This is a genomic window from Streptomyces sp. NPDC002671, from assembly GCF_053592475.1.
This window is the reverse complement of the sequence record NZ_JBSFVU010000001.1, coordinates 191,747-216,900: the sequence shown is the minus strand read 5'-3', so window position 1 is coordinate 216,900 and position 25,154 is coordinate 191,747. Positions and strand designations below refer to the sequence as shown.

Genomic DNA, 25,154 nt, shown 5'->3' with positions numbered 1-25,154 from the left:
GGACGGTTCCCCTTCGTCTGCCCACACGTGATGTCAAGCCCCTCCATCGTGCCGCGAACACGATCCGTACGCTTCGGAATTCCGCCCTTTCCCGGCAGGTGTCGTGAACGTACGCGCGCGTGGGCGCACTTTTCCGTTTTCTGGACACCCGGGGTTCACTGACCGACAATCACCTGCGTGACGTCGTCTTTCGAGTTCTCCACGTACCCCGCGAGGCTGTCCGACGCGGAGCGCGACAAGGCGCTGCAGGTGCTGCGTGACGGCGTCGCCATGGGCCGGCTGTCGCACGACACGTTCGTACGCCGCATGGAGCTGGCGCTCGCTGCCCGCCGCGCGGACGAACTCGCCGCCCTCATCTCCGACCTGCCCCGCGAGAAGAACCGTCTCGCGCGCGCCGTCTTCGGCACCGTCGAGGCCGTCTCCGGCTTCACCGTGCGGCTGCGCCGGGCCTGGCAGGCCGAACGGCTGCCCAAGCTGCTGCTGCCCCAGCCGGCGGGCGCCCAGCGGCTGCGCATAGGCCGCGACCCGGCGAACGGGCTGCGCCTGAACCACGAGACGGTCTCCCGCGTGCACGCCGAACTCAGCCTCCAGGGCGGCGTCTGGGTGCTCAGGGACCTCGGCTCGACCAACGGCACCACCGTCAACGGCCGCCGGGTGATCGGCGCCGTCGTCGTCCGCGAGGGCGACCAGGTCGGCTTCGGACGGATGGCGTTCCGGCTCTCGGCGAGCTGAGCCCGCCCGCGGAGGGGGCGTCCCGTTCGGGTGAGCCGGACTGGGGAACGCGTGCCGCCGTGCCGATGCAACGGCCATGACCTACATCACCCGAGCGACAGCGGCGGCCGGCGCCCTGCTGGCCGCCGCCTCTCTCCTCGCCGCGGGACCGGCCCGGGCGGCGGCCCGCGACGACGTCCCCGGCAACTGGCTCTACTTCACGGTCACCCGCGGCGACGCACAGTCCGGTGACACGCGCGGCGCCCTGCTGCTGTGCGACCCGCCGCAGAGTCGTCACGCGCGGGCGGCCAAGGCCTGCGGCGCACTCGCGGCGGCGGGCGGCAACATCGCCCGCATCCCCGCCAAGGACGTCTTCTGCCCGATGATCTACGCCCCCGTGACCGCCGAGGCGCGCGGGCAGTGGAACGGACGGCAGGTCGTCTACCGGGAGACGTTCTCCAGCAGGTGCGTCATGAACGCGCGGACGGGATCGGTCTTCGCCCTGGACGGCTGACCCGGACCACTGGCGGCCGGGCGCGTGTGGGTCCGGATGGCTCACGCCGCCCGGTCCCGCGCGTGCTGCGCCGCGACCAGGACCGTCCGGGACTGGTGCTCCACCTGGTGCTGCAAGGGCACCCAGCGGGCCCGGAAGCGCTCCGCGAAGGCATCGCACCAGGTGGCGACGAGCTGTTCGAGCCCGGGCGCCGCACGGTCGTCCGCCGCCCGCAGCACCCGCAGCAGCATCGCCGCCGCGCGCAGCGGCAACCGCCGCCCGAACGCGTCCACGCTGCCGACGTAGGCCATCGTCGTGTCGGCCGGCGGCGTCTGGATCCAGTCCTGCGCCAGGCCCGGGATCAGGTCCAGGGCCCACCGCGTGGCCCGCAGCAGCGGCCCGTCCGCACCGTCCAGCCGGGGCAGCGCCTCGACGAGCGCCCGCTCCACCTCCAGCGAGTCCCGCAGCAGGCGCTGCGCGAGGCGCCGTATCGCCGCCGCCGGGGCCGGATGCGGCGCCGGGTCGTCCACCAGGTCGCTGGCCCACATCGGCACCTCCACCACGGCCGTCAGACCGCCGTACCGGTGCGCGTGGTACCAGGTGCTGTGCCGGGCGTCGTCCGGCATGCTCGGGTAGGCGACGCCCGACTCGGGGCCGGGCATCACATGCACCCCGGGGCCGGAGGCGGGCCAGCCCGCGGCGTCCGACGCGCCCGTCTCCACCGGAATGTGCAGCTCCGCCGCGGACTTGGCGAACGGCTCGGCGAGGCCGGGCACGTCCTTCGTCAACTGCACCCAGCTGCCGCCGAGATCGGTGCCGTGCAGGGTCGCCTGGAGGTACGGGCGCAGTTCGTCGATGACCCCCGTCAGCGCCCGTGTCTCGGGCGGCAGCCGGTCCGGCGGCAGGACCGAGGGCGACCACTCCGGCTGCTCCGCGCCCGTCGGCCGGTAGAAGCCGAGGTGGTAGTCGAGCAGGCTGCGGGGCGCCGGGGTCACATGCAGGCTCGCGCCGTCCGGGTCGGCGCAGAGCAGGAAGTGCCAGGAGGTGTCCGCCCGCAACTCCCGTTCGGCCAGCACCCGTTCGGCCAGTGCCCGGAGTGTGGAGCCGCCGGTCGGCTCATTGGCATGGGCGCCCGCCACCACCAGCACGGCCCGCCTCGCGTGCCCCACGGACAGCAGGTACAGGGGGCGGCCGGCCCGGGAGGCGCCCACCTGTCTGAGCGCGCACAGCGCGGGCTCCTGAGCAGCCAACGCCCGTGCGGAGGCGACCAGTTCGGGAACGCTGGGGTAGCGCAGCTCCGGCAGAAGACTCACCCCCGACTAGTCCGCCCGGCTTCGCCCTCCCAGTGCCGCACGGCCTGGGGGAACTGTCAAGCACGCTGCGGGGGAGGCTCCGAGGGGCGCCCGGGCGCAATGCCACGGCGGCCGGCCAGGCCGATGTGCGCCACGGGTTCACTGCTGGTGCAGCCCGCGTCCCGCGAGCGTCAGGAACACCTCGCCCACCGCCTCCGACAGCGTCGGGTGGGCGTGCACATGCCGGGCCACATCGGACGGCTGGGCGTCCCAGCCGACGATCAGCTGGCTCTCCGCGATCATCTCCGACACGTTCGGGCCGACCAGGTGCACGCCGAGCACCTGCCCGCCGCCGGCCTCGGTGACGACCTTCACCATGCCGCCCTGCCCGTGCACCATCCCCTTGGCGACGGCGGTCAGCGGCATCGTGTTGACGTCGACCTCGTGCCCGCGCGCGCGTGCCTCCGCCTCGCCCAGGCCCACCGCCGCGGTCTGCGGCGAGGAGTAGGTCACCCGGGGCACGGCAGCGTAGTCGACCGGCGCCGACGGCACCCCGGCCAGCGTCTCCGCCACCAGCAGGCCCTCGGCGAACGAGGCGTGGGCGAGGCCCAGGGACGGCGGCGGCAGCAGATCGCCGACGACATGGATGCCGGGCACGGCCGTCTCCAGCCGGTTCCAGTCCGCCGGTGCGACGAAGCCCCGCTCGTCCGTCGTCAGGCCGGCCGCGGCCAGGTCCAGGCCCTCGGTCACCGGCGCGCGGCCGACGGCCACCAGCAGCCGCTCCGCCTCCACCGTCCGGGTCTCGCCCCGCGCGGTGCGCACACGCGCGCGTACGCCGTTCTCCAGCACCTCCGCGTCCAGCAGCCGCGCGCCCGCCTGCACGTCGACGCCGCGCTTTTTCAGGCCGCGCGTCAGGTGCCGGCTCACATCGGCGTCCTCCAGCGGCACGATCCGGTCGGCGGCCTCCACCAGGGTGACCTCGGCGCCCATGGAGCGGTGGAAGGAGGCGTACTCGACGCCGATCGCGCCCCCGCCGAGCACCAGCACGGACGCGGGGAGCCCGGGCGCGAACAGCGCGTCGTCGCTGGTCACCACGCGACGCCCGTCCGGCGCGAGCCCCGGGAGCGTGCGCGGGCGCGAGCCGGTCGCGAGGACGATGCCACGGCGCGCGGTGAGGTCGTGCACGCCGAGCACAGACTCGCCGCGCGCGCCCGGCGTGGAGCCCGTGCGCACCCCTTCCACCCGCACCGTGCGCGCCCCCGTCAGCCGTGCGCCGCTCCGCAGCACCCGCACGCCCGCGTGCGCGAGATGCGCCTCCACGCCCTTGTGATTGCGCGCCACGATGTCGTCCCGCGTGGCCACCAGGGCTCCCCAGTCGACCGAGTCCAGCGTGGCCTTCACGCCCCAGCGCTCGCGCGCCTCCGCGATGCCGTCCACGAGTTCGGCGGCGTGCAGCATCGCCTTGCTCGGGATGCAGCCCCGGTGCAGACAGGTTCCGCCGACCTTGTCGCGCTCCACGAGTACGACGTCCAGGCCGAGGGACGCGGCGCGCAGGGCGGTGCTGTACCCGCCCGTGCCGCCGCCGATCACGATGACGTCCGCTGTGTTCATGGTCATGTCCCCACCCTCCGCCCGCCCCTTGCCATGAGTCCAAGGCAATGTTCTTGTGGAATCCATGCAGGGTCTTTATGGGATTCCGGGGAGGACGGGGAGGACGGGGAGTTGAGCCTGCGGCAGATGGAGTACTTCGTGACGGTCGTCCACGAGGCGTCCTTCACGCGCGCGGCGGACGCCCTGCACGTCACGCAGCCCGCGCTCTCGCACCAGATCAAGGCCCTGGAGAAGTCGGTCGGCGGCGCCCTGCTGGAGCGCCTCCCGCGCGGCGTACGCCTCACTCCCATGGGCCGTGCCTTCCTGCCGCACGCCGAACTCGCCGTCCGCAGCGCCGCCCAGGCCCGCCGCGCGGCCCGCGCCTCCGCCGGCGCCGAGGGCGGCGAACTGCACGTCGCGGCCCTGCACTCCATCGCCGTCGGCGCCATGCCCGACGTCTTCGCCCGCTGGCAGGCGACCCACCCCCAGGTCCTGCTGCGCCTGCACGAGTACGCCACCACCGAGGCCCTGGAGGACGCCGTGGAGTGCGGCACCGCCGACCTCGCGGTCGGACCCGAGCCCGCCGACCCGCCCGGCACCGTCGTCCCGATCGGCGAGGAGGAGGTCGTCCTCGTGGTGCCGTTCGACGACCGGCTCGCGGGCCGTACGACGGTGACGCTCCCGGAACTCGCCGACCGCTCCTGGATCCGCTGCGCCATGGAACCCGTCGTCCACGGTGAGCGCTTCCTCGACTGGGCCTGCGGGAAGGCCGGGTTCAGGCCGCGCACCGCCGTGTGGACCGAGCACACCTCCACCGCCGTGCGCATGGCCGCCGCCGGGGTCGGGGTGTGCGCCGCGCCCGCCCACATCGTGCGCGGCGCGGTCGGCGAGGACTGCGTGGTGCTCACCCCCGACCCGCCCTGGAAACGCCCCCTGAGCGTCTACGCGCGCGCGGCGCCCACCGGAGCCGCCGAGGCTTTCGTGGACCTCCTGTGCGCCACCTGGCCCACCCTCGGCGCGTCACCCACGCGCGCGTACCCGGACGTCAGGCGATCCGCCTGACTCAGGCGTCCCCGACCCGCTCCAGCAGCGCCACCGGCAGCCCCCCGAACAGGTCCGCCACGCGCGCGTACCCCGTGAACTCCCGCCCCGGGGTCAGGGCGTCCGCCCACCGCCCCGGCGGCAGCGGCAGCCGGGTCTCCCGCCAGCCGCCCGCCTCGGCGAGCCGCAGCGACAGCCGGGTCACCGCCGTGACCGCCTCACCGGAGCGCACGAAGGCCGCGCAGTGCCGTGCCGCCGGGCCTTCGGCGGGCAGCGGCGCGTACGTCGCCGTAGCGCCGAAGGCGCCGGGCCGACGGGCGCGCAGCCGCAGCGCCGCGGCCGTCAGCGCGTCCTTCTCGCCGGGCGCGGCGGGCGGGAACGCCACGGGCCGCCGGTTGTCCGGGTCGACCAGCGCCCGGTACTCGCCCTCCGTGCCCTGGTACACGTCCGGCACCCCCGGCATCGTGAGCTGGACCAGCGCGGTGCCCAGCACGTTGGCCCGGATGTGCGGCTCCAGCGCCTCCCGGAAGGCCGCCACACGCTCGCCGGGCGGCCCGCACGGCCCCGCCGCCACGAAGGCCGCCACCGCCTCCTCGTAGGGCGGCTCCTGCTCCGTCCAGCTGGTGTACAGGCCCGCCTCGCGCACATGCTTCAGCAGCGCCCCGCGCACCCGTTCCGCCGCCGCGGGACCCAGCCCGAACACCGTCTGCCAGGCCGCCCACGCCACCTGCCCGTCCGGCACGCCCTCCTCGGGCAGCGTCACCTCCGCGAGCAGCTCCGCCCAGCGGCCGGGGCACTCGGTGAGCACGGCCAGCGCCGCCCGTACGTCGGCGCTGCGCTTGGTGTCGTGCGTGGAGACGACCGTCCCGGTCAGCGGCCAGTCGCGCTGCACGCGCGCGCAGTACGCGTGGAAGTCCTCCGGGGACACGCCCGGGCGGCCCGGATCGCCGCCCACCTCGGTCGCCGACAGCAGCGGCACATAGCGGTAGAACGCGGTGTCCTCCACCGACTTGGCGCGGAGCGCCGACGCCGTCTGCGCGAACCGCGCGCGGAACTCCTCCCGGGCCGCCCGGTCCTCGTCCGGCGCCGCGCCGGGCGCCTCGGTCAGCAGCCGGCGTACGACGTCCACGGCCCCGTCCTCCTCGGGCACCACGAAGGCGAACCGGGCCTGCTCGGCCGCCTCCTCGGTGACGACGGCCGAGGCGTCGCCGGAGGCGTACGGCCGGTACACCCGCAGCCGCACCAGCAGCTCTTCCAGCGCCGTGCGCAGCGCCCAGGGCGCGCGGTCGCGCAGCGCGAGGTCCGGCGAGGCCGCGCACAGCCGGGCCGCCACCCGGGTGAGCCGGTCCGTCTCCGCGGCCAGCTCGTGCGTGAGCACCTTGTAGGCCGCGCGCCGCACCGTGGCCTCCCAGTCGCCGCCCCGGTCCGTCTGCGGGGCCGCGAACCTCCGGTACGCGGCGAGGAGTTCACCGGCCCCGTCCGGGTCCGTGAACAGCCCGTCGACGTGGCGCAGGGCGTCGTAGCCGGTGGTGCCCGCGACGGGCCAGGAGGCCGGCAGGTGCTCGCCGTCGGCGAGGATCTTCTCCACGACCGTCCAGCGTCCGCCGGTCGCCGCGTGCAGCCGCGCCAGATAGCCGTCGGGGTCGGCGAGCCCGTCGGGATGGTCGACGCGCAGCCCGTCCACCACGCCCTCCGCCAGCAGCTGGAGGATCTTGGCGTGGGTGGCGGCGAACACCTCCGGGTCTTCGGCCCGCACCCCGATCAGCTCCGAGATGCTGAAGAAACGCCGGTAGTTCAGCTCGGTCCGGGCCAGCCGCCACCACACCGGGCGGTACCACTGCGCGTCCAGCAGCCGGGGCAGCGGCAGGCCCTCGGTGCCCGCGCGGAGCGGGAAGACGTGGTCGTGGTAGCGCAGGACGTCTCCGTCGACCACGAGGTGGTCCAGTTCCGAGCCGAGGGGACCGCCGAGGACGGGCAGCAGCACCCGTCCGCCCTGCGCCTCCCAGTCGATGTCGAACCACCGCGCGTACGGCGACCCGGGGCCCTCCCGCAGCACCTCCCGCAGGGCGTGGTTGTGCCGGGGGGCCATCGCCATGTGGTTCGGCACGATGTCCACCACCAGGCCCAGGCCGTGCTCCCGCGCGGTGCGCGCCAGCGCGCGCAGTCCCTCCTCGCCGCCCAGTTCCTCGCGCACGCGCGCGTGGTCGACGACGTCGTAGCCGTGGGCGGAGCCGGGGACGGCCTCCAGCACGGGGGACAGGTGCAGGTGCGAGACGCCGAGCGACGCCAGATACGGTACGGCCGCCGCCGCGGCGGCGAACGGGAACGCGGGCTGGAGCTGCAGCCGGTAGGTGGCCGTGGGCACCCCCGGTCCGGGTCGCGCAGAAGTCATGCAGACCTACGTACCCAGTACGCCCCCTTTCGTGTCATCGCTCCCTGCCCGGACCCGCGCCCCCGGCACGGGCAGCTCCCGCTAGGTGGGCCGCTGCAACACCGTGAGGCTGCGGTCCGGCAACGCGATCCGGTCACCGGCCCCGACCTTCGCTCCCGCGCCCGGCGGTACCCCCTCCGGGCGGGCCGTGTCGACGACCACCTGCCACTGCCGGCCGTGGTCGACGGGCACCAGGAAGTCCAGCGGGTCCGGGGAGGCGTTGAACATGAGCAGGAAGGAGTCGTCGGTGATGCGCTCCCCGCGCGGGCCCGGTTCGGAGATCGCGTTGCCGTTCAGGAACACCGTCAGCGCGGACGCCCGCGCCGAGTCCCAGTCCCGCTGGGTCATCTCGCCGCCCTCGGGCGTGAACCAGGCGATGTCGGACAGCTCGTCGTGGGTGCCCTCCACCGGCCGTCCGTGGAAGAAGCGGCGCCGGCGGAATACCGGATGGTCCCGGCGCAGCCAGACCATCGCACGCATGAACTCCAGCAGTTCGCCGGGTTCCTCCGGCCGTTCACGGGGATCCTCGGGCCAGTCCAGCCACGAGACCTCGTTGTCCTGGCAGTAGGCGTTGTTGTTGCCGCCCTGGGTGCGCGCGTACTCGTCGCCGTGACTGATCATCGGCACGCCCTGCGACAGCATCAGCGTGGCGACGAAGTTCCGCATCTGCCGGGCGCGCAGCCCGAGCACGTCCGGGTCGTCGGTCTCGCCCTCCGCGCCGCAGTTCCAGGACCGGTTGTGGCTCTCGCCGTCCCGGTTGTCCTCGCCGTTGGCCCGGTTGTGCTTGTCGTTGTACGACACGAGGTCGCGCAGCGTGAAGCCGTCGTGGCAGGTCACGAAGTTGATGGAGGCCAGCGGGCGGCGCCCGTCGTCCTGGTAGAGGTCGGACGAGCCCGTCAGGCGGGACGCGAACTCCGCGAGGGCGCGCGGCTCGCCCCGCCACAGGTCCCGCACCGTGTCGCGGTACTTGCCGTTCCACTCGGTCCACAGCGGCGGGAAGTTGCCCACCTGGTAGCCGCCCTCGCCGACGTCCCACGGCTCGGCGATCAGCTTCACCTGGGAGACCACCGGGTCCTGCTGCACCAGGTCGAAGAACGACGACAGCCGGTCCACCTCGTGGAACTGCCGGGCCAGCGTGGCAGCGAGGTCGAAGCGGAACCCGTCGACGTGCATCTCGGTCACCCAGTACCGCAGCGAGTCCATGATCAGCTGGAGGACGTGCGGGGACCGCATGAGCAGCGAGTTCCCGGTGCCCGTGGTGTCCATGTAGTAGCGGGGGTCGCCCGCGAGCCGGTAGTAGCACGGGTTGTCGAGGCCCTTGAAGGACAGCGTCGGGCCCAGATGGTTGCCCTCGGCGGTGTGGTTGTAGACGACGTCCAGGATGACCTCGATGCCGGCCTCGTGCAGCGCCCGGACCGCCGACTTGAACTCCAGGACCTGCTGGCCGCGGTCGCCCCAGGAGGCGTACGCGTTGTGCGGGGCGAAGAAACCGATGGTGTTGTAGCCCCAGTAGTTGTTCAGGCCCATGTCGACCAGCCGGTGGTCGTTCACGAACTGGTGGACGGGCATCAGCTCCAGCGCGGTCACGCCCAGCTTGGTCAGGTGTTCGATGATCGCCGGGTGCGCGAGCGCCGCGTACGTGCCACGCAGCTCCTCCGGCAGCCCCGGGTGACGCATGGTCAGGCCCTTGACGTGGGCTTCGTAGATCACCGTGTGGTGGTACTCGGTGCGTGGCGGCCGGTCGTCGCCCCAGTCGAAGTACGGGTTGATCACCACCGAGGTCATGGTGTGCGGCGCCGAGTCGAGGTCGTTGCGCCGCTCGGGGGCGTCGAAGTGGTAGCCGTACACCTCCTCGCCCCACCGCACGGAGCCGCTGATCGCCTTCGCGTACGGGTCGAGCAGCAGTTTCGCGGAGTTGCAGCGCTGCCCGCGCCCGGGGTCGTACGGGCCGTGTGCCCGGAATCCGTACGGCTGACCGGGCATCACGCCCGGCAGGTACGCGTGCCGCACGAAGGCGTCGCTCTCGCGCAGCTCCACCGCCGTCTCGGAGCCGTCGTCGTGCAGCAGACACAGCTCTACTCGGTTCGCGGCCTCCGTGAAGACCGCGAAGTTGGTTCCGGCGCCGTCGTAGGTGGCGCCGAGCGGATACGCCTCGCCAGGCCAGACCTGCATGGACACGACTCTTCCAGGTGTGCCGCCCCGCCGGGGCCGCGTTGGCTCCGAGTCTCCCCGAAAGTTCTGCGCCTCCCCGGAGTTCTGCGCCTCCCCTGAGTTCTGCGTTTCCCCGAAGGTCTGTGTTTCCCCGAAGGTCTGCGTTTCCCCGAAAGGTCTGTGTCTTCCCGAAATCGAGGCAACCTCCCGCGGCTTACGTCCCTCTTACCGGCCGACCAGTGCACACGGACGACCGCTGTACCTGCCGTGTGCCGAACCAGTGGGGCAACACGTACTTCCGGGGATGTTGGGGGAGTAGGGGGAAGATGTGCGCGAGATAGTGCGCCGCCATCTGGGCAAGGTGGTGGCCGGTACGGCCCTGGCGGTGGCGGGGACCGCCGCCATGGTCGCGATCACCCTGCCGGGCACGGCAGGAGCGGACGACACAGGAGGGGGCGGGAAGGGCACACAGGCCGCGCGGCAGGCGGGCCAGGGGCCGGGCGCGGTCCGGCCGGGCGTCGTGGAGCAGGCGCCCGCCGAGGGGAAGAAGGGCAAGGGCCTGGACCCGCTGACCGACGACGAGATGCGGCGGGTCGAGAAGATCGCCCTGGGCGGGCAGCTGCCGCACACGGGCCAGAACGTCACCGGGGGCCGTGGTCCGCAGCGGCTCACCGCCGACCTCGCCGACCCCGAGGCCGACGAACTGGACGACCCGAACGCGCCGCGCCGCGCGGACGTGACCTTCTACGACTACCGCGACGACTCGCTCGTCACCAAGACGGTCGACCTGGACTCCGGAAAGGTCGAGTCGACCCAGGTCAGCCGCGGCGTCCAGCCGCCGCTGAGCCCCGCCGAGAACACCGAGGCGGCCCGGCTGCTGATCGCCGACCCGCTGGCCGCGGGTCTCAAGGCGGACTACAAGGACGCCACCGGCCACGAGCTGACCTCCCCGAACCAGCTGGTGCTGGGCGGCGCGGTCTACCGGGCGACTCCGGGCGGGCAGCCCGCGCTGCTCGACAAGTGCGGCCGGCACCGCTGCGCGCGGCTGTTCGTGAAGGTCAAGAACGGCCCGTGGATCGACACCCGCTGGCTCGTCGTGGACCTGAGCGCCCGCAAGGTCGGGCAGCTCGAACGGCCCTGAGCGGCAGCCTTCCGCGCCTTTCCAACTTGCTTTCTCCGTAAGGGAGTCACCTCGCCATGCGCGCAAACAGCCTGAGCCGCGCCCGCAGCCGCGCGGCCGTCGGCCTCGGCGTGGCCGCTCTGGCCGCCGGGTTCACCACCGGCGCGGGCCCGGCCACCGCCCAGCCCAGGACCGCCACCGCGGCCACCACCGCGCCCGCACCCGCCTGCAGTGCCGCCTACCGGATCGAGCAGAAGCTCTCCACCGGCACCACCTGGCGGATGTGCTGGCGCTACGACAGCAAGGCCGGCCTCGTCCTGGAGAACGTCTCCTACCAGCCCAAGGGCGAGCCCAAGCCGATCAAGGTCCTCAACAGCGCCCGCCTCGCCCAGATCGACGTCCCCTACGACGACGGCAGCGTCGAGTACGACGACCTCACCGGCCAGGGCTTCGCGGACGGCCTGATGAACCTCCTCCCGGGCGAATGCCCCGGCGGCACCATCAAGTCCGTCCGGGTGCCCAACGGCCAACAGGGGCCGAACGTCAAGGGCCTGTGCACGACCACGCGTTCGCGCGGCCACGCCTACCGCAAGCTCGACGAGGACACGAACAAGGTCTACCAGGCACAGGGCAAGGACCTGCTCGTCTACACGGTCAACAAGGTCGGCTGGTACGAGTACATCACCGAGTGGCGCTTCCAGGACGACGGCGCCGTCAACATGAACGTCGGCGCCACCGGCAGCCTCTCCCCGTACGACTACGACGCGGGCGACGGACGCGGCTGGCCCATCGGCAAGGGCGCCCACGCCTACGCGACCGCCCACAGCCACAACGTTTTCTGGCGGCTGGACTTCGGTCTGGACGGCTCCCCCAAGAACAGGATCGAGCAGTACGACTCCGCGGTCACCCCGCCGGTGGGACGTCAGCAGGCCCCGTCCACCAAGACCACCCACACCCGGGTCACCAAGGAACTCGCGGGCGACTACAAGACCTACCGCTGGTGGCGGATGGTCAGCGCGACTGGCAAGAACAAGGACGGCCACGCCCGTTCGTACGAGATCGTCCCCGGCCCCACCACCAAGTACCCGGGCCGTGGCTTCACCCGGCACGACCTGTACTTCACCGAGTACGACAAGTGCGAGAAGTTCGCCAGCAACAACCCGGGCTGCGCCCAGGGTCACCCGCTCACCGTCGACAAGTGGGTCAACGGCCAGACCCTGACGCACCCGGTGGTCTGGATGAACGTGGGCTTCCACCACATTCCCCGGGACGAGGACCAGCAGCCCATGCCCGTCCACTGGCAGGGCTTCGCCATCGTCCCGAGGGACGTCACGGCTATGAATCCGCTCACTCCGGACGCGCTCGCGTGGCAGAACGGCCACTGGCGGCCGCGTAGTTGAGAAAACGGGCCGGGAAACCGACCTGCCCATCCGGCTGCATCGCCGACCGCTCCCGGAGTACCCTTCCTTGATCGTTGGGACGGGGAAGGCCCAGGGGGGCGGAAGGCGGTGCGCGGGTGGGCTCGGGAGGGCTGGAGCTGCCCCCTGGTGACGAGGGCCACGAGGGGAACTCCACAGACGTCCCGCCCGGCGCGGTGTCCCTGGCCCGGCCGATGGGCGCCGGATCCATCGGGCCGGAACTGGACTGGGGCGCCGACGCCTGGCTCGAGGTGCGCACCCGCGCCCAGCGGGCGGGCCGGGCCTACATCTGGCTGAACCTCGTCGAACAGCGGCTGCGCGCGGTCGTGGCCGCTGTGCTGCGCCCCGTCTACGAACCCGTCCACGGGGACGAGTGGGTGATCGCGGCAGCCGGACCGGCCGGCCAGGAGTGGGTGCAGCGCGCGGTCGCCGTCCGCGAAGTCAGCCGCCGCAAGGGCTACTTGCTCGACCCGGCCGACGACAACGTGCTCAGCTTCCTCACCCTGCCCCAGCTGCGCGAGCTGATGGTGCAGCACTGGCCGTGCTTCGAGCCGTACTTCGACGAACGCCGGGACCTCGAACTCGCCCTGGACGAGCTGGAGGTGACCCGCAACGTCGTCTCCCGCAACCGGGCTCTGTCCGAGGCCGTGCTGAACCAGGCCGAGCGGGCCTCGGCCCGGCTGCTGGAGATGCTCGGCGCGGGCGGCGACGTCCCCTCCGCGCGGCGGCTGCCCGTCGACGCCGTCGAGGACCTCGTCGGCGACCGGTACGCCGATGTCGTCGCCGTGCACTCCGACCGGGTACGGCTGCTGCGCCGCTTCCCGGCCGAGGACATCTTCGGCGGCGCCCGCCGCCTGGACGCCATCGGCATAGGCCTCAACCTGCTGGTGCAGAACTTCTCCGGCCGGCGCCTGGTCCGCCTCGCCGAGGCCGGCTGCCGGGTGCGGCTGCTCTTCCTGAACCCCGCCTCCAGCGCGGTGAAGCGCCGCGAACGCGAACTCGGGATGAAGCGGGGCGAACTGGGCCGCTCGGTGGAGATGAACATCCTGCACATGCGCCGGGTGCGGTCCCGGCTGCGCGATCCGGGCGCCTTCGAGATCCAGGTCTACGACGAGACGCCCCGCTTCACCGCCTACCTGGTGGACGGCGACGGTGCCGACGGCGTCGGGGTGGTGCAGTCCTATCTGCGCGGGGCGCGCGGGATGGAATCGCCGGTGCTGGTGCTGCGCAACGGCAGCCGGCTGGTCAAGTCGGACGACGTGGGCGAAGCCGGGCTCTTCCCGACATACCGCGAGGAATTCGAGCTGACTTGGGCGGATTCGCGCCCGGTGTCCTGAACCGTTCCACCCATTAAGCGGAACGCGGTGCTCTGATTGTCAGTGCCGCGTGCGAGGGTGGAGCCCACTGGGGGAAAGCACCACCAAGAAGGGGGGCCGCCCATGGGCTGGCACCGGGAGCTGCTGATCGGCTTCGACCTGGAGACGACGGGCACCGATCCGCGCGAGGCGCGCATCGTCACCGGCGCGGTGATCGAGGTCAGGGCCGGGGAGCCCGTCGGACGCCGGGAATGGCTGGCGGATCCGGGCGTGGAGATCCCGGCCGACGCGGTGGCCGTGCACGGCATCAGCAACGAACGCGCGACGGCCGAGGGCAGACCGGCCGACGAGGTCGCCGACGCCATCGCGGACGTCCTCACCGGGTACTGGAAGACGGGCGTTCCGGTCGTCGCCTACAACGCGGCCTTCGACCTCACCCTGCTCTCCGCCGAACTGCGCCGCCACGCCCTGCCGTCCCTCTGCGACCGGCTCGGCGGCCAGGCCCCGGCCCCGGTCATCGACCCGTACACGATCGACCGCCGGGTCGACCGCTACCGCCGCGGCAAGCGGAACCTGCAGGCGGTCTGCGCCGAGTACGGCATCACCCTCGACTCCGCCCACAACGCCTCGGCCGACGCCCTCGCCGCGGCCCGCCTGGCCCACGCGATAGCCGATCGCCACCCGAAGATCGCAGCCCTCGGCCCGGCGGAACTGCACCACCGCCAGATCGAGTGGTACGCGCAATGGGCAGCAGACTTCCAGGACTTCCTGCGCCGCAAGGGAGATCCGGAAGCTGTCGTGGACGGGGTGTGGCCACTGCGGGAGTTGGCGGACAGCCGGCCTGCCTAGGCTCACCGGCCTGCCTGCGCAGCAGCCTCAGAACGGATACCACCGCACCGTCTCGTCCCCGTCCCGCAGCGACGCCACCCGACGACGGAACTCGGCCAACGCCTTCGGACTGCTCGCCGCATGCTGCGCAACCCACGCACAGCTGGCCGTCTCGCGAGCCCCGCGCAGCACCGAACAGCCCTCCCACTCCCGCACGTCCCAGCCGTACGCCCCGGTGAAGGAGTCGTACGCCTCGCCGGCCAGCCCATACCGGTCGCGGGAGAGCGCCATGACCACCAGATCGTGCTCGCGCAGGTCGGCGGAGAAGGTCTCCAGGTCGACCAGGACCGGCCCGTCCGGCCCCACGTGCACATTGCGCGGCAGCGCGTCGCCGTGGATCGGCCCCGGCGTCAGACGGGGCGTCAGCGCGGCGGCGGCAGCCGCGAAGCCGTCCCGGCGTGCCCGCAGATACGCCGCGTCCTCGGGGTCGATCGCCTCGCCCGCGAGCCGCAGCCAGCGCTCCACACCGCCCAGCAGCTCGCGGGGCGGCAGCTCGAAGGGAGGGGAAGGCAGTGCGTGCACGATACGCAGCAGCTCGGCCAGATCCCGCGGCTCGGCCGGCCGCACGGGATCGGGCAGCCGGTGCCACACGGTCACCGGATGCCCCTCCACGAGCCGCGGCTTCGGCTCGGCCGCCCGCACCGCCGGTACACCCGCCTCGGCCAGCCAGCCGGCGATGTCCAGCTCGCGCCGGGCCCGCTCCAGCAGCTCGGCGTCGCGGCCCACCTTCACCGCCAGGCCGCCGGCGGCGAACACCGCGTTCTCACCGAGGGCAAGGAGCTCCGCGTCCCCGGCTCGGCCCGGCAGCACCCCCGCCGCGGCCAGTATGTCCCGCGCCCGCGCCTCGTCCATCGTCCGCCTCCGTACCCTCGTCCGTCCCGCGCCAGTGCCGACCGTGTCCGATCCACGGTCTCCGGTCAGTCTCGCATTCGCCCAGGTCGGACCACACGCAGAAGGAAGGGCCTGTTGACACCACGCGGTGTCAACAGGCCCTGGACCGGCGCCGACGGAATCAGACCGTCAGCCGCTCACCCTCCCCGTGCGCCGGGGCGGCGATCGCCTCGGGCGACTCGTCGTGGGTGAGGTCCGGCAGGCGGTTCATCCACTTCGGCAGGTACCAGTTGCGCTCGCCGAGCAGCGCCATCACGGCCGGCAGCAGCACACCGCGGATGACGGTCGCGTCGATCAGGACCGCGGCGGCCAGGCCCACGCCCATCTGCTTCATGGACTGCATGGACAGCGTGCCGAAGATCGCGAACACGGCGACCATGATGACGGCGGCGCTGGTGACGACCCCCGCCGTGGTGACCACGCCGTGCTGGATCGCGTCCCGGGTGCTGCGCCCGCGTACCCGGGCCTCGCGGATCCGGGAGACCACGAACACGTGGTAGTCCATGGACAGCCCGAACAGGATCACGAAGAGGAACAGCGGCAGCCAGGTAACGACCGCGCCGACGCCCTCCGCGCCCACCAGCGAGGCGCCCCAGCCGTGCTGGAAGACGGCGACGAGGATGCCGTAGGCGGCGGCCACCGACAGCAGGTTGAGCAGGATCGACGTGATCGCGACGGTGAGCGAGCGGAACGAGAGCAGCATCAGCAGGAAGGCGAAGACGACCACGAAGGCGAAGACCGGGAGGACGGAGCCGAGCAGCTGGTCGTTGAAGTCGTGGTTGCCGGCGACCTGTCCGGTGACCGGCGCGTCGACGCCGTCGACCTTGCCGAGGGTCGCGGGCCGGACCTCGTCGCGCAGCTTGTCGAGGCTCTTGACCGCGCGGTCCATGTCGGAGCCGCCGACCAGCGGAACGTCCACCACGGCCACGTTCTGCGCGTCGTGCAGCTTGATGGTGACCGGGCCGCGCGAGGCGCCCGACGCGATCGCCTGCGTCTTGAAGTCGGCGAGCGCCCGCCGCACCTCGGGCGCGTTGATGTCCTTGGCCCGCACGACGACCTGAGCCGGCTCGCTGCCGCCCGGGAAGGCGTCGTTGACCCGGTTGTACGTCTTCACGATCGACAGCGAGTTGCCGAACTCCTGGTCCAGCGTGAGCTGCTGGGTCTTCATGCCCAGCGCGGGCGCGGCGATCGCCAGCAGCGCACCGCCCGCCACGAGCACGGAGACCAGCGGCTTGGCCAGCACCCAGCGCAGCACGGCCGTCCAGAACCGGCTGTCGCCGTTCGTGCCGGACCGGCGCAGGCGGCTCAGGAACGGGATACGCCCCTTCTCGACGCGCTCGCCGAGCAGCGACAGCAGCGCGGGCAGCACCGTCACCGACCCGACCATGGCCACGGCGACCACCATCAGCGAGGCCAGGCCCATCGCCTCGAACCCGGCGAGCCCGGTGAACAGCATGCCCGCCATCGCCACGCACACCGTGACACCGGAGACGACGACCGCCCGGCCGCTGGTGGCGGCGGCGATCCGCAGTGCGGTCCCCGCGTCCCGCCCGGCGGCCCGCTCCTCGCGCTCGCGGCGCAGATAGAACAGGCAGTAGTCGACGCCGACGGCCATACCGACCAGCAGCATCACGGAGTTGGCCGTGTCGCTCATCGGCTGCAGATGGCTGACGATGCCCATCAGGCCCATCGTCGCCATGATCGCGGTGATCGCGAGGGCCACCGGCAGCAGCGCGGCCACCAGCGCGCCGAACGCGATCAGCAGGATGCCGAGGGCCACCGGCACCGCCGAGAGCTCGGCCTTCTGGAAGTCGTTGCCGAACGCGTCCTTGTACTGCTTGGCCATGCTGGCGCCGCCGATCTCCTCGATCCGCAGCGAGTTGTGCTTCTTCTGCACCCCGGAGACCGCGTCCAGCACCGGTCCGACGCGGTCGGAGGCCGTCTTGACGTCACCGCGGATGTCGAACTGAACCAGCGCGCTGCGCCCGTCCCGGGAGATGGTGTGCGCGTCGTACGGCGACGTCACCGAGGTGACCTTGCCGGTGGCGTCGACGGCCTTGACGATCTCGCCGACGGCGGTCCGGAACTCGGCGCTCGTGGCCGGTGCGGAGCCGTCCTTGGACTGGACGAGCACGGTCTCCGCGGCCGGCTCCTTGATCCCCGCGTCGTCCAGGATCCTCGCGGCGGTGTGCGTCTCGCCCTTGAGCTGGTCGGCCTCGTCGACGTCGACCCGGCCTGCCGCCTGGCCGAGCCCCATGGCCAGGACGACGAACAAGACCCAGATGCCGACGGCGGCCCAGCGGTGCCGGGCGCTCCAGCCGCCGGCGCGGGCCGCCAGACCACGCGCCCGCACCTCTCCGTTCCCCATGTCGGGTATTCCCCCTCGTGTGCGGTGACGGCCCCCTGCCGCCACGCCCTACTCACTCCGGTACGACCGTATGAGCCGGATAAGGATTTCACGTCGTGCTGCTCGGTGAAGTGCAGGCCCGAACTCTCATCTGTGGGTATGACAGTGGCCCCTTACACCTATCTGCGGTTGTCGGGGGCGGGCTCGGGGACGACGCTCAGGGTCGGTGCCCTCGGGTGTCCGTTCCGCCGACAGAGATCCACTTTGTGATTACGAAAACTTGTTGAACAAGTCACAGGTGCGTGAAGAGGTTGATCCGGGGCGGATGATCGGCCAGAGTTTCGCGCAGCCCGGAGCACCACACGGGCCCGCGGCCGTCGTGCCCGCCCCCACGGGGCACGACGGCCGCTCTATGGTGGGCGGGTGACGACCTATGCGGCGCTGCTGCGCGGAATCAACGTCGGTGGCAGCAAGAAGCTCCCGATGGCCGACCTGCGCACGCTCATGACGGGCCTCGGCCTCGACGGCGTACGGACCCATCTGCAGAGCGGCCAGGCCGTCTTCACCGTCGGCCGGGGCGACGAGCAGTCCCTGGCGGCCGAGTTGGCCCAGGCGATCGAGGCTCGGTTCGGCTTCACGGTCGACGTGCTCGTGCGCGACCACGCCTACTTGAAGGCCGTGGCGGACAACTGCCCGTTCCCGGCCGCCGAACTGGAGGCCAAGCAGCTGCACGTCACCTACTTCTCCGCACCGGTCACCCCGGACCGCTTCGCGGAGCTCGACCAAGCCGCCCACCTTCCCGAGGAGTTCCGCCTCGGCGACCGCTGCCTGTACCTCTACGCCCCCGACGGCCTCGGCCGCTCCAAGCTCGGCGAGGCGCTGGCCCGGCCGCGGATCACCAAGGGGCTGATCGCCACCAGCCGGAACTGGAACACCGTGGTCAAGCTGGTGGAGCTGACCGCCCCGACGCAGTGACGGGCTCCGGGAGCGTGACGGTCCGCGGCCCGCTCAAGGTCAAGTGAGCGCTGCCCTGAGGGGCGTTGGCGGGTCGGGCAACGGGCGTCGCACATCCGTGTGCGAGGCTCTGTCATATGCGCTACATCATCATCGGGGCGGGGGCGGTCGGCGGCACCGTCGGCGGACGGCTGGCCCAGGCCGGGCACGAGGTCGTGCTCGTCGCGCGCGGCCGGCACCAGGCCGCGCTCGGCGAGCACGGGCTGCGGCTGCGGGTGCCGGAGGGCGAGCTGACGTACCGGCTGCCCGTCGTGGACGGACCCGGCGGACTCGGCACGCTGCGCGCCGACGACGTCCTCGTGCTGGCCGTGAAGACCCAGGACACCGTGGCCGCTCTGGAGGCCTGGGCCGATGTGCCCGTGGCGGACGGCGGCACGGAGACGGGCACGGAGACGGCCGGGGCGCGAGCCTGGGAGCGGCTGCCGCTGGTCTGCCTGCAGAACGGCGTGGAGAGCGGACGGCTGGCGCTGCGCCGCTTCCGGCACGTGTACGGCGTCTGCGTCTGGCTGCCCTCGACGTTCGTGGAGCCCGGCGTCGTCTCCGCCGCCGGCACCCCGCTCACCGGGGTCCTGCACCTCGGCCGGCTCCCGCACGGCACCGACGACACCGCCCGCCGGATCGCCGCCGACCTGGAGGCCTCCCACTTCGAGGCGCCGGTCGTGCCGGACATCGCCCGCTGGCAGTACGCCAAGCTGCTCTGGAACCTCGGCACGGCCTTCGAAGCGGTGTGCGGTCCCGCCGCCGACGAGGCGGCGCACGCCCTGCTCGCCCGCGTGCGCGCCGAGGGGGAGGCCGTGCTCGACGCCGCCGGGATCGCCCGCGCGAGCGCGGCGGAACAGCAGGCGGCGCGCGGTGGCAAGGTGACCCTGGTGCCGCTCGGTGGTGCCCCGCGCGGCGGCGGCTCCTCCTGGCAGTCCCTCGCCCGGGGCACAGGCACCATCGAGGCGGACTACCTCAACGGCGAGATCGTCCTGCTCGGGCGGCGGCACGGCGTACCGGCCCCGCTGAACGAACTGCTGCAGCAGCTCGCCAACCAGTTCGCGCGCGAGCGCCGGGCGGCGGGTTCCCTGCCGGTCCCGGAGCTGGTCCGGATGGCCGATGAGGCGGTCCGGCGGAGCGGTTGATCTTCAGCGGGCATCAGCGGCGGGCATCGGCGGGCACCACAAGTGGGCCAGTGAGACAGATGCCGATTGGGCCGGGATCTTGCGCCATCCCCGGACTACCGTCGTCCCCATGACGACGCAGTCCCCGACGCATACCGAGACCGGCCACCCGACCCGGGTCGACTTCTTCTTCGACCCCGCCTGCCCCTTCGCCTGGATCACCTCCCGCTGGATCCTGGAGGTCGAGCGCGAGCGCCCGCTCGACCTCCGCTTCCGGCCCATGAGCCTGTTCCTGCACAACATCGGCAACGAACTCCCCGACTGGTACAGGGACTTGGTGGACCGCTCGATCGGCCCGGTGCGGGTCGCCGTGGCCGCCGCCGAACGGCACGGCGACAAGGTGCTGCGCGAGCTGTACACCGCGTTCGGGACCCGGATCCACGACCGGGGCATCAAGGACTTCGACGTGGTGATCACCGAGGCCCTGGCCGAACTCGGGCTCCACGCCGATCTGGCGGACGCCGCCCACGACCCGTCGTACGACGACGCGGTCCGCCGCAGCCACGAGGCCGGGTTCGAGCCGGACTCGGACGGGTACGTCGGCACGCCCACGATCCACGTCGACGGCACCGTGTGGTTCGGGCCCGTCCTGCGCGCCATCCCGCGCGGCGCCGAGGCCGCCGAACTCTTCGACAGCTTCCGGGTGCTGGCCCGCCACCCCGACTTCTTCGAACTCAAGCGCACCCGCACGGGAGCCCTGCGCTTCGACTGAACCGCTTCGACTGAACCGCTTCGACCGAACCGCCCACGGATTCGGAGAGGTTGGCCTGTTTACGACCATCCGGCGCCCTGGCCTGCCCTTGCGTGTGACACGGATGCCGGAAGCGGCGCAGAACCAAGAGCCGACCGCGGTCCCGGCGTCACAGGGGAGCGCCGGGACCGCGGTCGGCCGGAACAACCCCGCTGCCCCCCGGATCGGTGGGCCTCTCTCGAACCCCAGGACAAACCACGGGTGTTGTCCCTAGGGTAGAGCCCACCGGACCGCTGGAGGGGGTTGAGTAGTGCGCGGTCAACGGGCATGGTTCACCCGGATGGGTGGCTGTTTTCGGCCTCTTCTGCACGGCCACGACGCACGGTTCACCCTCACCACCGCCTACGACAACACCGCACCGGTCATCCGCGCCCGCACCCACGACATCGGCAACGTCTGCGGCCCGGCCACCCCTCGGACCAAGAGTGAGAAAAAGGACATGAGCGCATACAGCTACGGGCCCGCCCATGGCCCTGGCGGCTATGGCAACCGCGGCTACCGCGGCCTCGATCCGGAAGGCCTCGTAGAACTCGCGGACCGGCTCTTGCAGACCCTGCGCGCCGAGTACCCGGGCCTCGCCGGCTACGGCGAGACGATCAAGGGCGAGCTGGAACTGGCCGCCGAGGACGGCGGGCCGCCCAACCGCGGCCGTATCCGCCTGGCGCTGGAGGCCATCAGCATCAGCGCCTCGGCCGGCACCGGCAGCCTCGCCTACGTCCAGCAGTTCACGCACCTACTGGACCTGTGACCCGGCAGGGCGCTCCCGGCCCGGCAGGCGCCGGGCGCTGCCGTCAGGCGCCGAGCGCGCCCAGCGTGCCGAGCGCCGGCCGGACCGGCACCGCCGCCTCGTCGTAGCGTTCCAGCAGCACCCGGGCCACCTCCGGAGCCGGGCCGAGCACATCCGCGAGGACGTCCGCCTCGGCCGCGCCCCGCGCGATGCGGTCCGGCAGGAAGCCCGGGGCCAGCACATACGGCGCGACGGCGACCCGCTCGCAGCCGAGGGCGCGCAGCTCGCGCACCGCGTCCTCGGTGCGCGGAAGGGAAGCGGAGGCGAACGCAGGTCGCACGGCGCACCAACCGGCGTGCCACCACTCCCGCGCGATATCGGCGATCACTGCGATCGCCTCCGGGTCGGAGGACCCCGCCGAGGCCAGCACGACCCCGGTCGAGGACTTGTCGGCGGGCGTCAACCCCGCCTCGTACAGACGCCGTTCCAGCGCCGCCAGCAGCAGCGGGGACGGGCCGAGCACCTCCGCCTGCCGGATCCGCAGCCGCGCCGGCGCCTCCCGCAGCACGGCGGGGATGTCGGCCTTGGCATGGAACGCCCGCGTCAGCAGCAGCGGCAGGGCGACGACGTCCCGTATGCCCTCCGCCGCCAGCGACTCCAACACGCCCTGCACGGAGGGCACGTTGAAGTCCAGGAAGCCGGTCTCCACACGCAGCCCCGGCCGCAGCGACCGCACGCGCTCCACGAGGGCGTGGACGGTCGCCGCATGCCGCGGATCGCGGCTGCCGTGGGCGATGACCACCAGGACGGGGTGAACCGGCTTGCCGTGCACGGGACTCAGCTCTTCACCAGCAGGCCGCGGCTGCGCAGGACCCAGCGCTCCAGCGGACTGAAGATCAGCAGGTCGATGGCGATGCCGACGAACAGGATCAGGAAGATCGCCTCGAACACCATCGACATGGAGCTGGCGTTGCGGCCGTTCTCCAGCAGGGCGCCGAGGCCCACGCCCAGGTCCGGCGAGGACGCGATGATCTCCGCCGCCATCAGCGAACGCCAGGAGAAGGCCCAGCCCTGCTTCAGGCCCGCCAGATAGCCGGGCAGCGCGGCCGGCAGCACGATGTGCCAGGCGCCCTTCAGGCCCGAGGCGCCCATCGTGCGGCCCGCCCGCAGGAACAGCGGCGGCACCTGGTCGATGCCGGAGACCAGCCCGTTGGCGATGGAGGGCACGGCACCCAGCAGGATCACCGCGTACATCATCGAGTTGTTCAGGCCCAGCCAGATCACCGCCGGCGGCACCCACGCCACCGACGGCAGCGACTGCAGGCCCGACAGCACCGGACCGATGGCCGCGCGCACGAACTTCACCCGGGCCACCACCAGACCCAGTGGGGTGCCGATGGCCAGCGCGAACAGGAAGCCCAGCAGGCCGCGCGAGACGCTGGTCCAGATGTAGTCGAGCAGCTTGCCTTCCAGCCAGGCGTTCTTGAACTCGCCTGCGACGTCGGAGGGGGAGGGCAGCTTCGTCGGATCGTCGACGATCTTGAACGTGATCAGGGCCTGCCAGCCGGCCAGTACCACCAAGGTGGCGACGACGGGCGGCAGAACCTTGTCGACGAGCGTCCGCCGCAGTGGGGTCCGGGCGACGGGCCCGGACTCCAGAGCGTCCAGGCCCGCCTCGACGCTCGCGGCGTCCTGAAGGACGGCCTTCGTCGTGTCAGTGCTGGCCATGACGGCGGATCTCCCCACGCAGTACTTCGGTGATCTCAAGGGACAGTTCGGCCACCGGCGCGTCCTCGATGCGCCGCGGCTGCGGAATGTCCACCTCCCACTCGCGGGCCACCCGGCCCGGCCGGGAGGACAGCAGCACGACCCGCTGCGCGAGCCGCACCGCCTCGCGCACGTTGTGCGTGACGAACAGCACCGACAGGCCCGTCTCGGCCCAGATCCGGGTCAGTTCGTCGTGCAGCAGGTCACGGGTGATCGCGTCCAGCGCGGCGAACGGCTCGTCCATCAGGAGCAGCTGGCTGTCCTGGGCGAGCGCGCGGGCCATGGCGACGCGCTGGCGCATACCGCCGGACAGCTCGTGCACCCGCTTCCTGTACGAGCCCTTGAGCCGTACGAGGTCGAGCAGCTCCTCGGCCTTGTCGCGCCGCTCGTTCTTCGGAACCCCCCGCAACTTCAGGGCGAGTTCGATGTTCTTGCCCGCGGTCAGCCACGGGAACAGGGCGTGCTCCTGGAACATCAGAGCCGGACGCCCGTTGGTCGTGATGCTGCCGGCGGAGGGCTTGTCCAGCCCCGCCACCAGGTTCAGCAGGGTCGACTTGCCGCAGCCCGAGGCCCCCAGGAGGGTGACGAACTCGCCCGGAGCGACATCGAGGCTGATGTCGTCCAGGACGAGCTGCTGCCCGCCCGGTCCCGCGAAGGACTTCGAGACGCGCTCGATGCGTGCCGCCTGTCCGATGGCCTGATCGGCCGTGGCGAAGGTCGTGGCCATGGTCGTCACCTCCTGGGAACTCTTCGGCTACGGGGGTTACTTGACGCCGAGACCGGCGTCGCTGGCGGCGGGCACGCCCTCGGCCTTGAGGACCTTGTTCAGGAGGGTGAGGTCATAGATGCCGTCCAGCTTGGGGTTTTCCAGCAGACCGGCCTTCACCGCATGCTGCGCCTCGGTGTTGAGAGTCGCGGCCAGCGGGTCGTCGGTGATCTGGATCGACTTCCACGCCGGGTCCAGGACGTTCGCGGGCAGTTCCTTGCCGGAGTCGAGGCCCAGCTGCTTGTTCGCCGCGGCCTTCGCCTCGTCCGGGTTGGCGTTGATCCACTTGTTGGTCTCGACGGAGGCCTTCAGGACCGCCTCGACGGCCTTCGGGTGGTCCTTGAGGAAGGCCTGCCGCACGATGATGTTCGTGATCACGAACTTCTTGTCCGGCCACAGCGAGGCCTCGTCCAGCAGCACCTTGCCGCCCGCGGCGACCAGCTTGGACGCGGTCGGCTCCGGCACCCAGGCGCCGTCGACGGAACCGGCCTTGTAGGCGTCCGGGGTCACCTTGTTGTCGGTCCGGACGACCGACACGTCACCCTGGCCGCTCTGCGCGTCGATCTTCCAGCCCTGCTCGGCCGCCCAGTTGAGGAACGCGACGTCCTGCGTGTTGCCGAGCTGCGGGGTGGCGATCTTCTTGCCCTTGACGTCCTTGAGGGACTTGATCTTCTTCGGGTTGACGACCAGCTTCACGCCGCCGGAGGCCGAGCCGCCGATGATGCGCAGGCTCTTGCCGTCCGACTTGGTGTAGCCGTTGATCGACGGGGACGGGCCGATCCAGCCGATGTCGATGGAACCGGCGTTCAGCGCCTCGATCTCGGACGGGCCGGCGTTGAAGACCTGGTACTTGGCCCGGGTGGCGCCCAGTTCCTTCTGGAAGAAGCCCTTCTGGTTGCCGACCAGCGCGGTGGCGTGGGTGAGGTTGCCGAAGTAGCCGATCTTGACGGAGTCGAGCCCGTCGATCTTCTTGGCTCCGGCGGCGACCTTGGTGGTCTGCTTGTCGTCGGCCTTGGAGCCGTAGCTGCAGGCGGCCAGGGCGAGCAGGGGGAGAGCAACGATCGCGGCTATGCCGCGGTTGAGGAGCATTGAGCGGTTGGCAGGCACGGGAGGTGTTCCTCTCGTTGGCCCGGCGGTCACGGTCTCTCAGGTCGTGGCCGGGAGGTCGGCAGGTCTTCGTTTACAGCGGTGGGGGGTGAGGGCGCGCATGCGGTGCGCGTACGTCAGCGCACACATCGCGCGACTCCGCCCTGTCCGCTGCCGAGGGCGCCGCTGCC

The 25,154-nt window shown here is 72.1% G+C and carries 21 protein-coding genes; 11 read left to right on the top strand and 10 right to left on the bottom strand.

Annotated features, from left to right (window positions below; genetic code table 11):
• The first annotated feature begins 177 nt into the window (after window positions 1–177).
• Together ACWD35_RS00990 and ACWD35_RS00985 are read left to right on the top strand one after the other, a co-directional pair.
• Window positions 178–732, top strand: a complete 555-nt coding sequence (locus tag ACWD35_RS00990) for a DUF1707 and FHA domain-containing protein (protein ID WP_451348986.1) — start codon at window positions 178–180, stop codon at window positions 730–732.
• Between the two features lie 76 nt (window positions 733–808).
• Entirely contained in the window at window positions 809–1,225 is a 417-nt protein-coding gene (locus ACWD35_RS00985; RefSeq protein WP_451348985.1) for an SSI family serine proteinase inhibitor, read from the top strand.
• A 41-nt stretch (window positions 1,226–1,266) separates the two neighbouring features.
• On the opposite strand, the gene ACWD35_RS00980 is transcribed toward ACWD35_RS00985, so the two are convergent.
• Both ACWD35_RS00980 and lpdA read right to left on the bottom strand, forming a co-directional pair.
• Window positions 1,267–2,517 (bottom strand): M14 family zinc carboxypeptidase, encoded by a 1,251-nt coding sequence (locus ACWD35_RS00980; RefSeq protein WP_451348984.1) that lies wholly within the window; start codon window positions 2,515–2,517, stop codon window positions 1,267–1,269.
• Window positions 2,518–2,655: 138 nt separating this feature from the next.
• On the bottom strand, window positions 2,656–4,107 hold the full coding sequence (gene lpdA / locus ACWD35_RS00975) for a dihydrolipoyl dehydrogenase (RefSeq protein WP_451349311.1): 1,452 nt from the start codon (window positions 4,105–4,107) through the stop codon (window positions 2,656–2,658).
• Window positions 4,108–4,218: 111 nt separating this feature from the next.
• Between lpdA and ACWD35_RS00970 the strand changes: the two genes are divergently transcribed.
• Window positions 4,219–5,148 (top strand): LysR family transcriptional regulator, encoded by a 930-nt coding sequence (locus ACWD35_RS00970; protein ID WP_451348983.1) that lies wholly within the window; start codon window positions 4,219–4,221, stop codon window positions 5,146–5,148.
• A 1-nt stretch (window position 5,149) separates the two neighbouring features.
• Here the strand turns inward: ACWD35_RS00970 and treY are convergent, their stop codons facing one another.
• Window positions 5,150–7,519 (bottom strand): malto-oligosyltrehalose synthase, encoded by a 2,370-nt coding sequence (gene treY, locus ACWD35_RS00965; protein WP_451348982.1) that lies wholly within the window; start codon window positions 7,517–7,519, stop codon window positions 5,150–5,152.
• A gap of 81 nt (window positions 7,520–7,600) precedes the next feature.
• A complete protein-coding gene (gene glgX, locus ACWD35_RS00960) occupies window positions 7,601–9,730 on the bottom strand; it encodes a glycogen debranching protein GlgX (RefSeq protein WP_451348981.1) in 2,130 nt (709 codons plus the stop codon).
• A gap of 307 nt (window positions 9,731–10,037) precedes the next feature.
• Between glgX and ACWD35_RS00955 the strand changes: the two genes are divergently transcribed.
• From ACWD35_RS00955 to ACWD35_RS00940, 4 genes are all read left to right on the top strand, one after another.
• On the top strand, window positions 10,038–10,850 hold the full coding sequence (locus ACWD35_RS00955; RefSeq protein ID WP_451348980.1) for a Tat pathway signal sequence domain protein: 813 nt from the start codon (window positions 10,038–10,040) through the stop codon (window positions 10,848–10,850).
• Between the two features lie 56 nt (window positions 10,851–10,906).
• Window positions 10,907–12,229 carry a copper amine oxidase gene (locus ACWD35_RS00950; RefSeq protein WP_451348979.1) on the top strand — a complete coding sequence of 441 codons (1,323 nt, stop codon included), beginning with the start codon at window positions 10,907–10,909 and terminating at the stop codon, window positions 12,227–12,229.
• Window positions 12,230–12,345: 116 nt separating this feature from the next.
• Window positions 12,346–13,584, top strand: coding sequence for an SAV2148 family HEPN domain-containing protein (locus ACWD35_RS00945; RefSeq protein ID WP_451348978.1), 1,239 nt, complete (start codon window positions 12,346–12,348; stop codon window positions 13,582–13,584).
• Between the two features lie 102 nt (window positions 13,585–13,686).
• Window positions 13,687–14,412: an exonuclease domain-containing protein gene (locus ACWD35_RS00940; protein WP_451348977.1), complete on the top strand. Its 726-nt coding sequence runs from the start codon at window positions 13,687–13,689 to the stop codon at window positions 14,410–14,412.
• A gap of 27 nt (window positions 14,413–14,439) precedes the next feature.
• On the opposite strand, the gene ACWD35_RS00935 is transcribed toward ACWD35_RS00940, so the two are convergent.
• A complete protein-coding gene (locus ACWD35_RS00935; protein ID WP_451348976.1) occupies window positions 14,440–15,303 on the bottom strand; it encodes a phosphotransferase enzyme family protein in 864 nt (287 codons plus the stop codon).
• 160 nt (window positions 15,304–15,463) lie between these two features.
• Window positions 15,464–17,710, bottom strand: a complete 2,247-nt coding sequence (locus ACWD35_RS00930; RefSeq protein ID WP_451348975.1) for an MMPL family transporter — start codon at window positions 17,708–17,710, stop codon at window positions 15,464–15,466.
• Window positions 17,711–18,112: 402 nt separating this feature from the next.
• Between ACWD35_RS00930 and ACWD35_RS00925 the strand changes: the two genes are divergently transcribed.
• The 4 genes from ACWD35_RS00925 (at window position 18,113) to ACWD35_RS00910 (ending at window position 21,365) form a co-directional block, all read left to right on the top strand.
• The gene (locus tag ACWD35_RS00925) at window positions 18,113–18,664 is read left to right on the top strand and encodes a DUF1697 domain-containing protein (protein WP_451348974.1); all 552 of its coding nucleotides are present in this window, start codon (window positions 18,113–18,115) and stop codon (window positions 18,662–18,664) included.
• Between the two features lie 116 nt (window positions 18,665–18,780).
• Window positions 18,781–19,827: a ketopantoate reductase family protein gene (locus ACWD35_RS00920; protein WP_451348973.1), complete on the top strand. Its 1,047-nt coding sequence runs from the start codon at window positions 18,781–18,783 to the stop codon at window positions 19,825–19,827.
• A gap of 109 nt (window positions 19,828–19,936) precedes the next feature.
• Window positions 19,937–20,578 carry a mycothiol-dependent nitroreductase Rv2466c family protein gene (locus ACWD35_RS00915; RefSeq protein ID WP_451348972.1) on the top strand — a complete coding sequence of 214 codons (642 nt, stop codon included), beginning with the start codon at window positions 19,937–19,939 and terminating at the stop codon, window positions 20,576–20,578.
• Between the two features lie 319 nt (window positions 20,579–20,897).
• Window positions 20,898–21,365, top strand: a complete 468-nt coding sequence (locus ACWD35_RS00910; RefSeq protein ID WP_451348971.1) for a hypothetical protein — start codon at window positions 20,898–20,900, stop codon at window positions 21,363–21,365.
• A 43-nt stretch (window positions 21,366–21,408) separates the two neighbouring features.
• Here the strand turns inward: ACWD35_RS00910 and ACWD35_RS00905 are convergent, their stop codons facing one another.
• The 4 genes from ACWD35_RS00905 to ACWD35_RS00890 are packed head-to-tail and all read right to left on the bottom strand — an operon-like array spanning window position 21,409 to window position 24,984.
• Complete coding sequence (locus tag ACWD35_RS00905; protein ID WP_451348970.1) at window positions 21,409–22,176, bottom strand: sirohydrochlorin chelatase; 768 nt, start codon at window positions 22,174–22,176, stop codon at window positions 21,409–21,411.
• 5 nt (window positions 22,177–22,181) lie between these two features.
• Complete coding sequence (locus ACWD35_RS00900) at window positions 22,182–23,072, bottom strand: ABC transporter permease (RefSeq protein WP_451348969.1); 891 nt, start codon at window positions 23,070–23,072, stop codon at window positions 22,182–22,184.
• Window positions 23,059–23,838, bottom strand: coding sequence for an ABC transporter ATP-binding protein (locus ACWD35_RS00895; protein ID WP_451348968.1), 780 nt, complete (start codon window positions 23,836–23,838; stop codon window positions 23,059–23,061). The genes ACWD35_RS00900 and ACWD35_RS00895 overlap by 14 nt, the downstream gene beginning before the upstream one ends.
• Before the next feature lie 36 nt (window positions 23,839–23,874).
• Complete coding sequence (locus tag ACWD35_RS00890; protein WP_451348967.1) at window positions 23,875–24,984, bottom strand: aliphatic sulfonate ABC transporter substrate-binding protein; 1,110 nt, start codon at window positions 24,982–24,984, stop codon at window positions 23,875–23,877.
• Window positions 24,985–25,154: the final 170 nt, after the last annotated feature.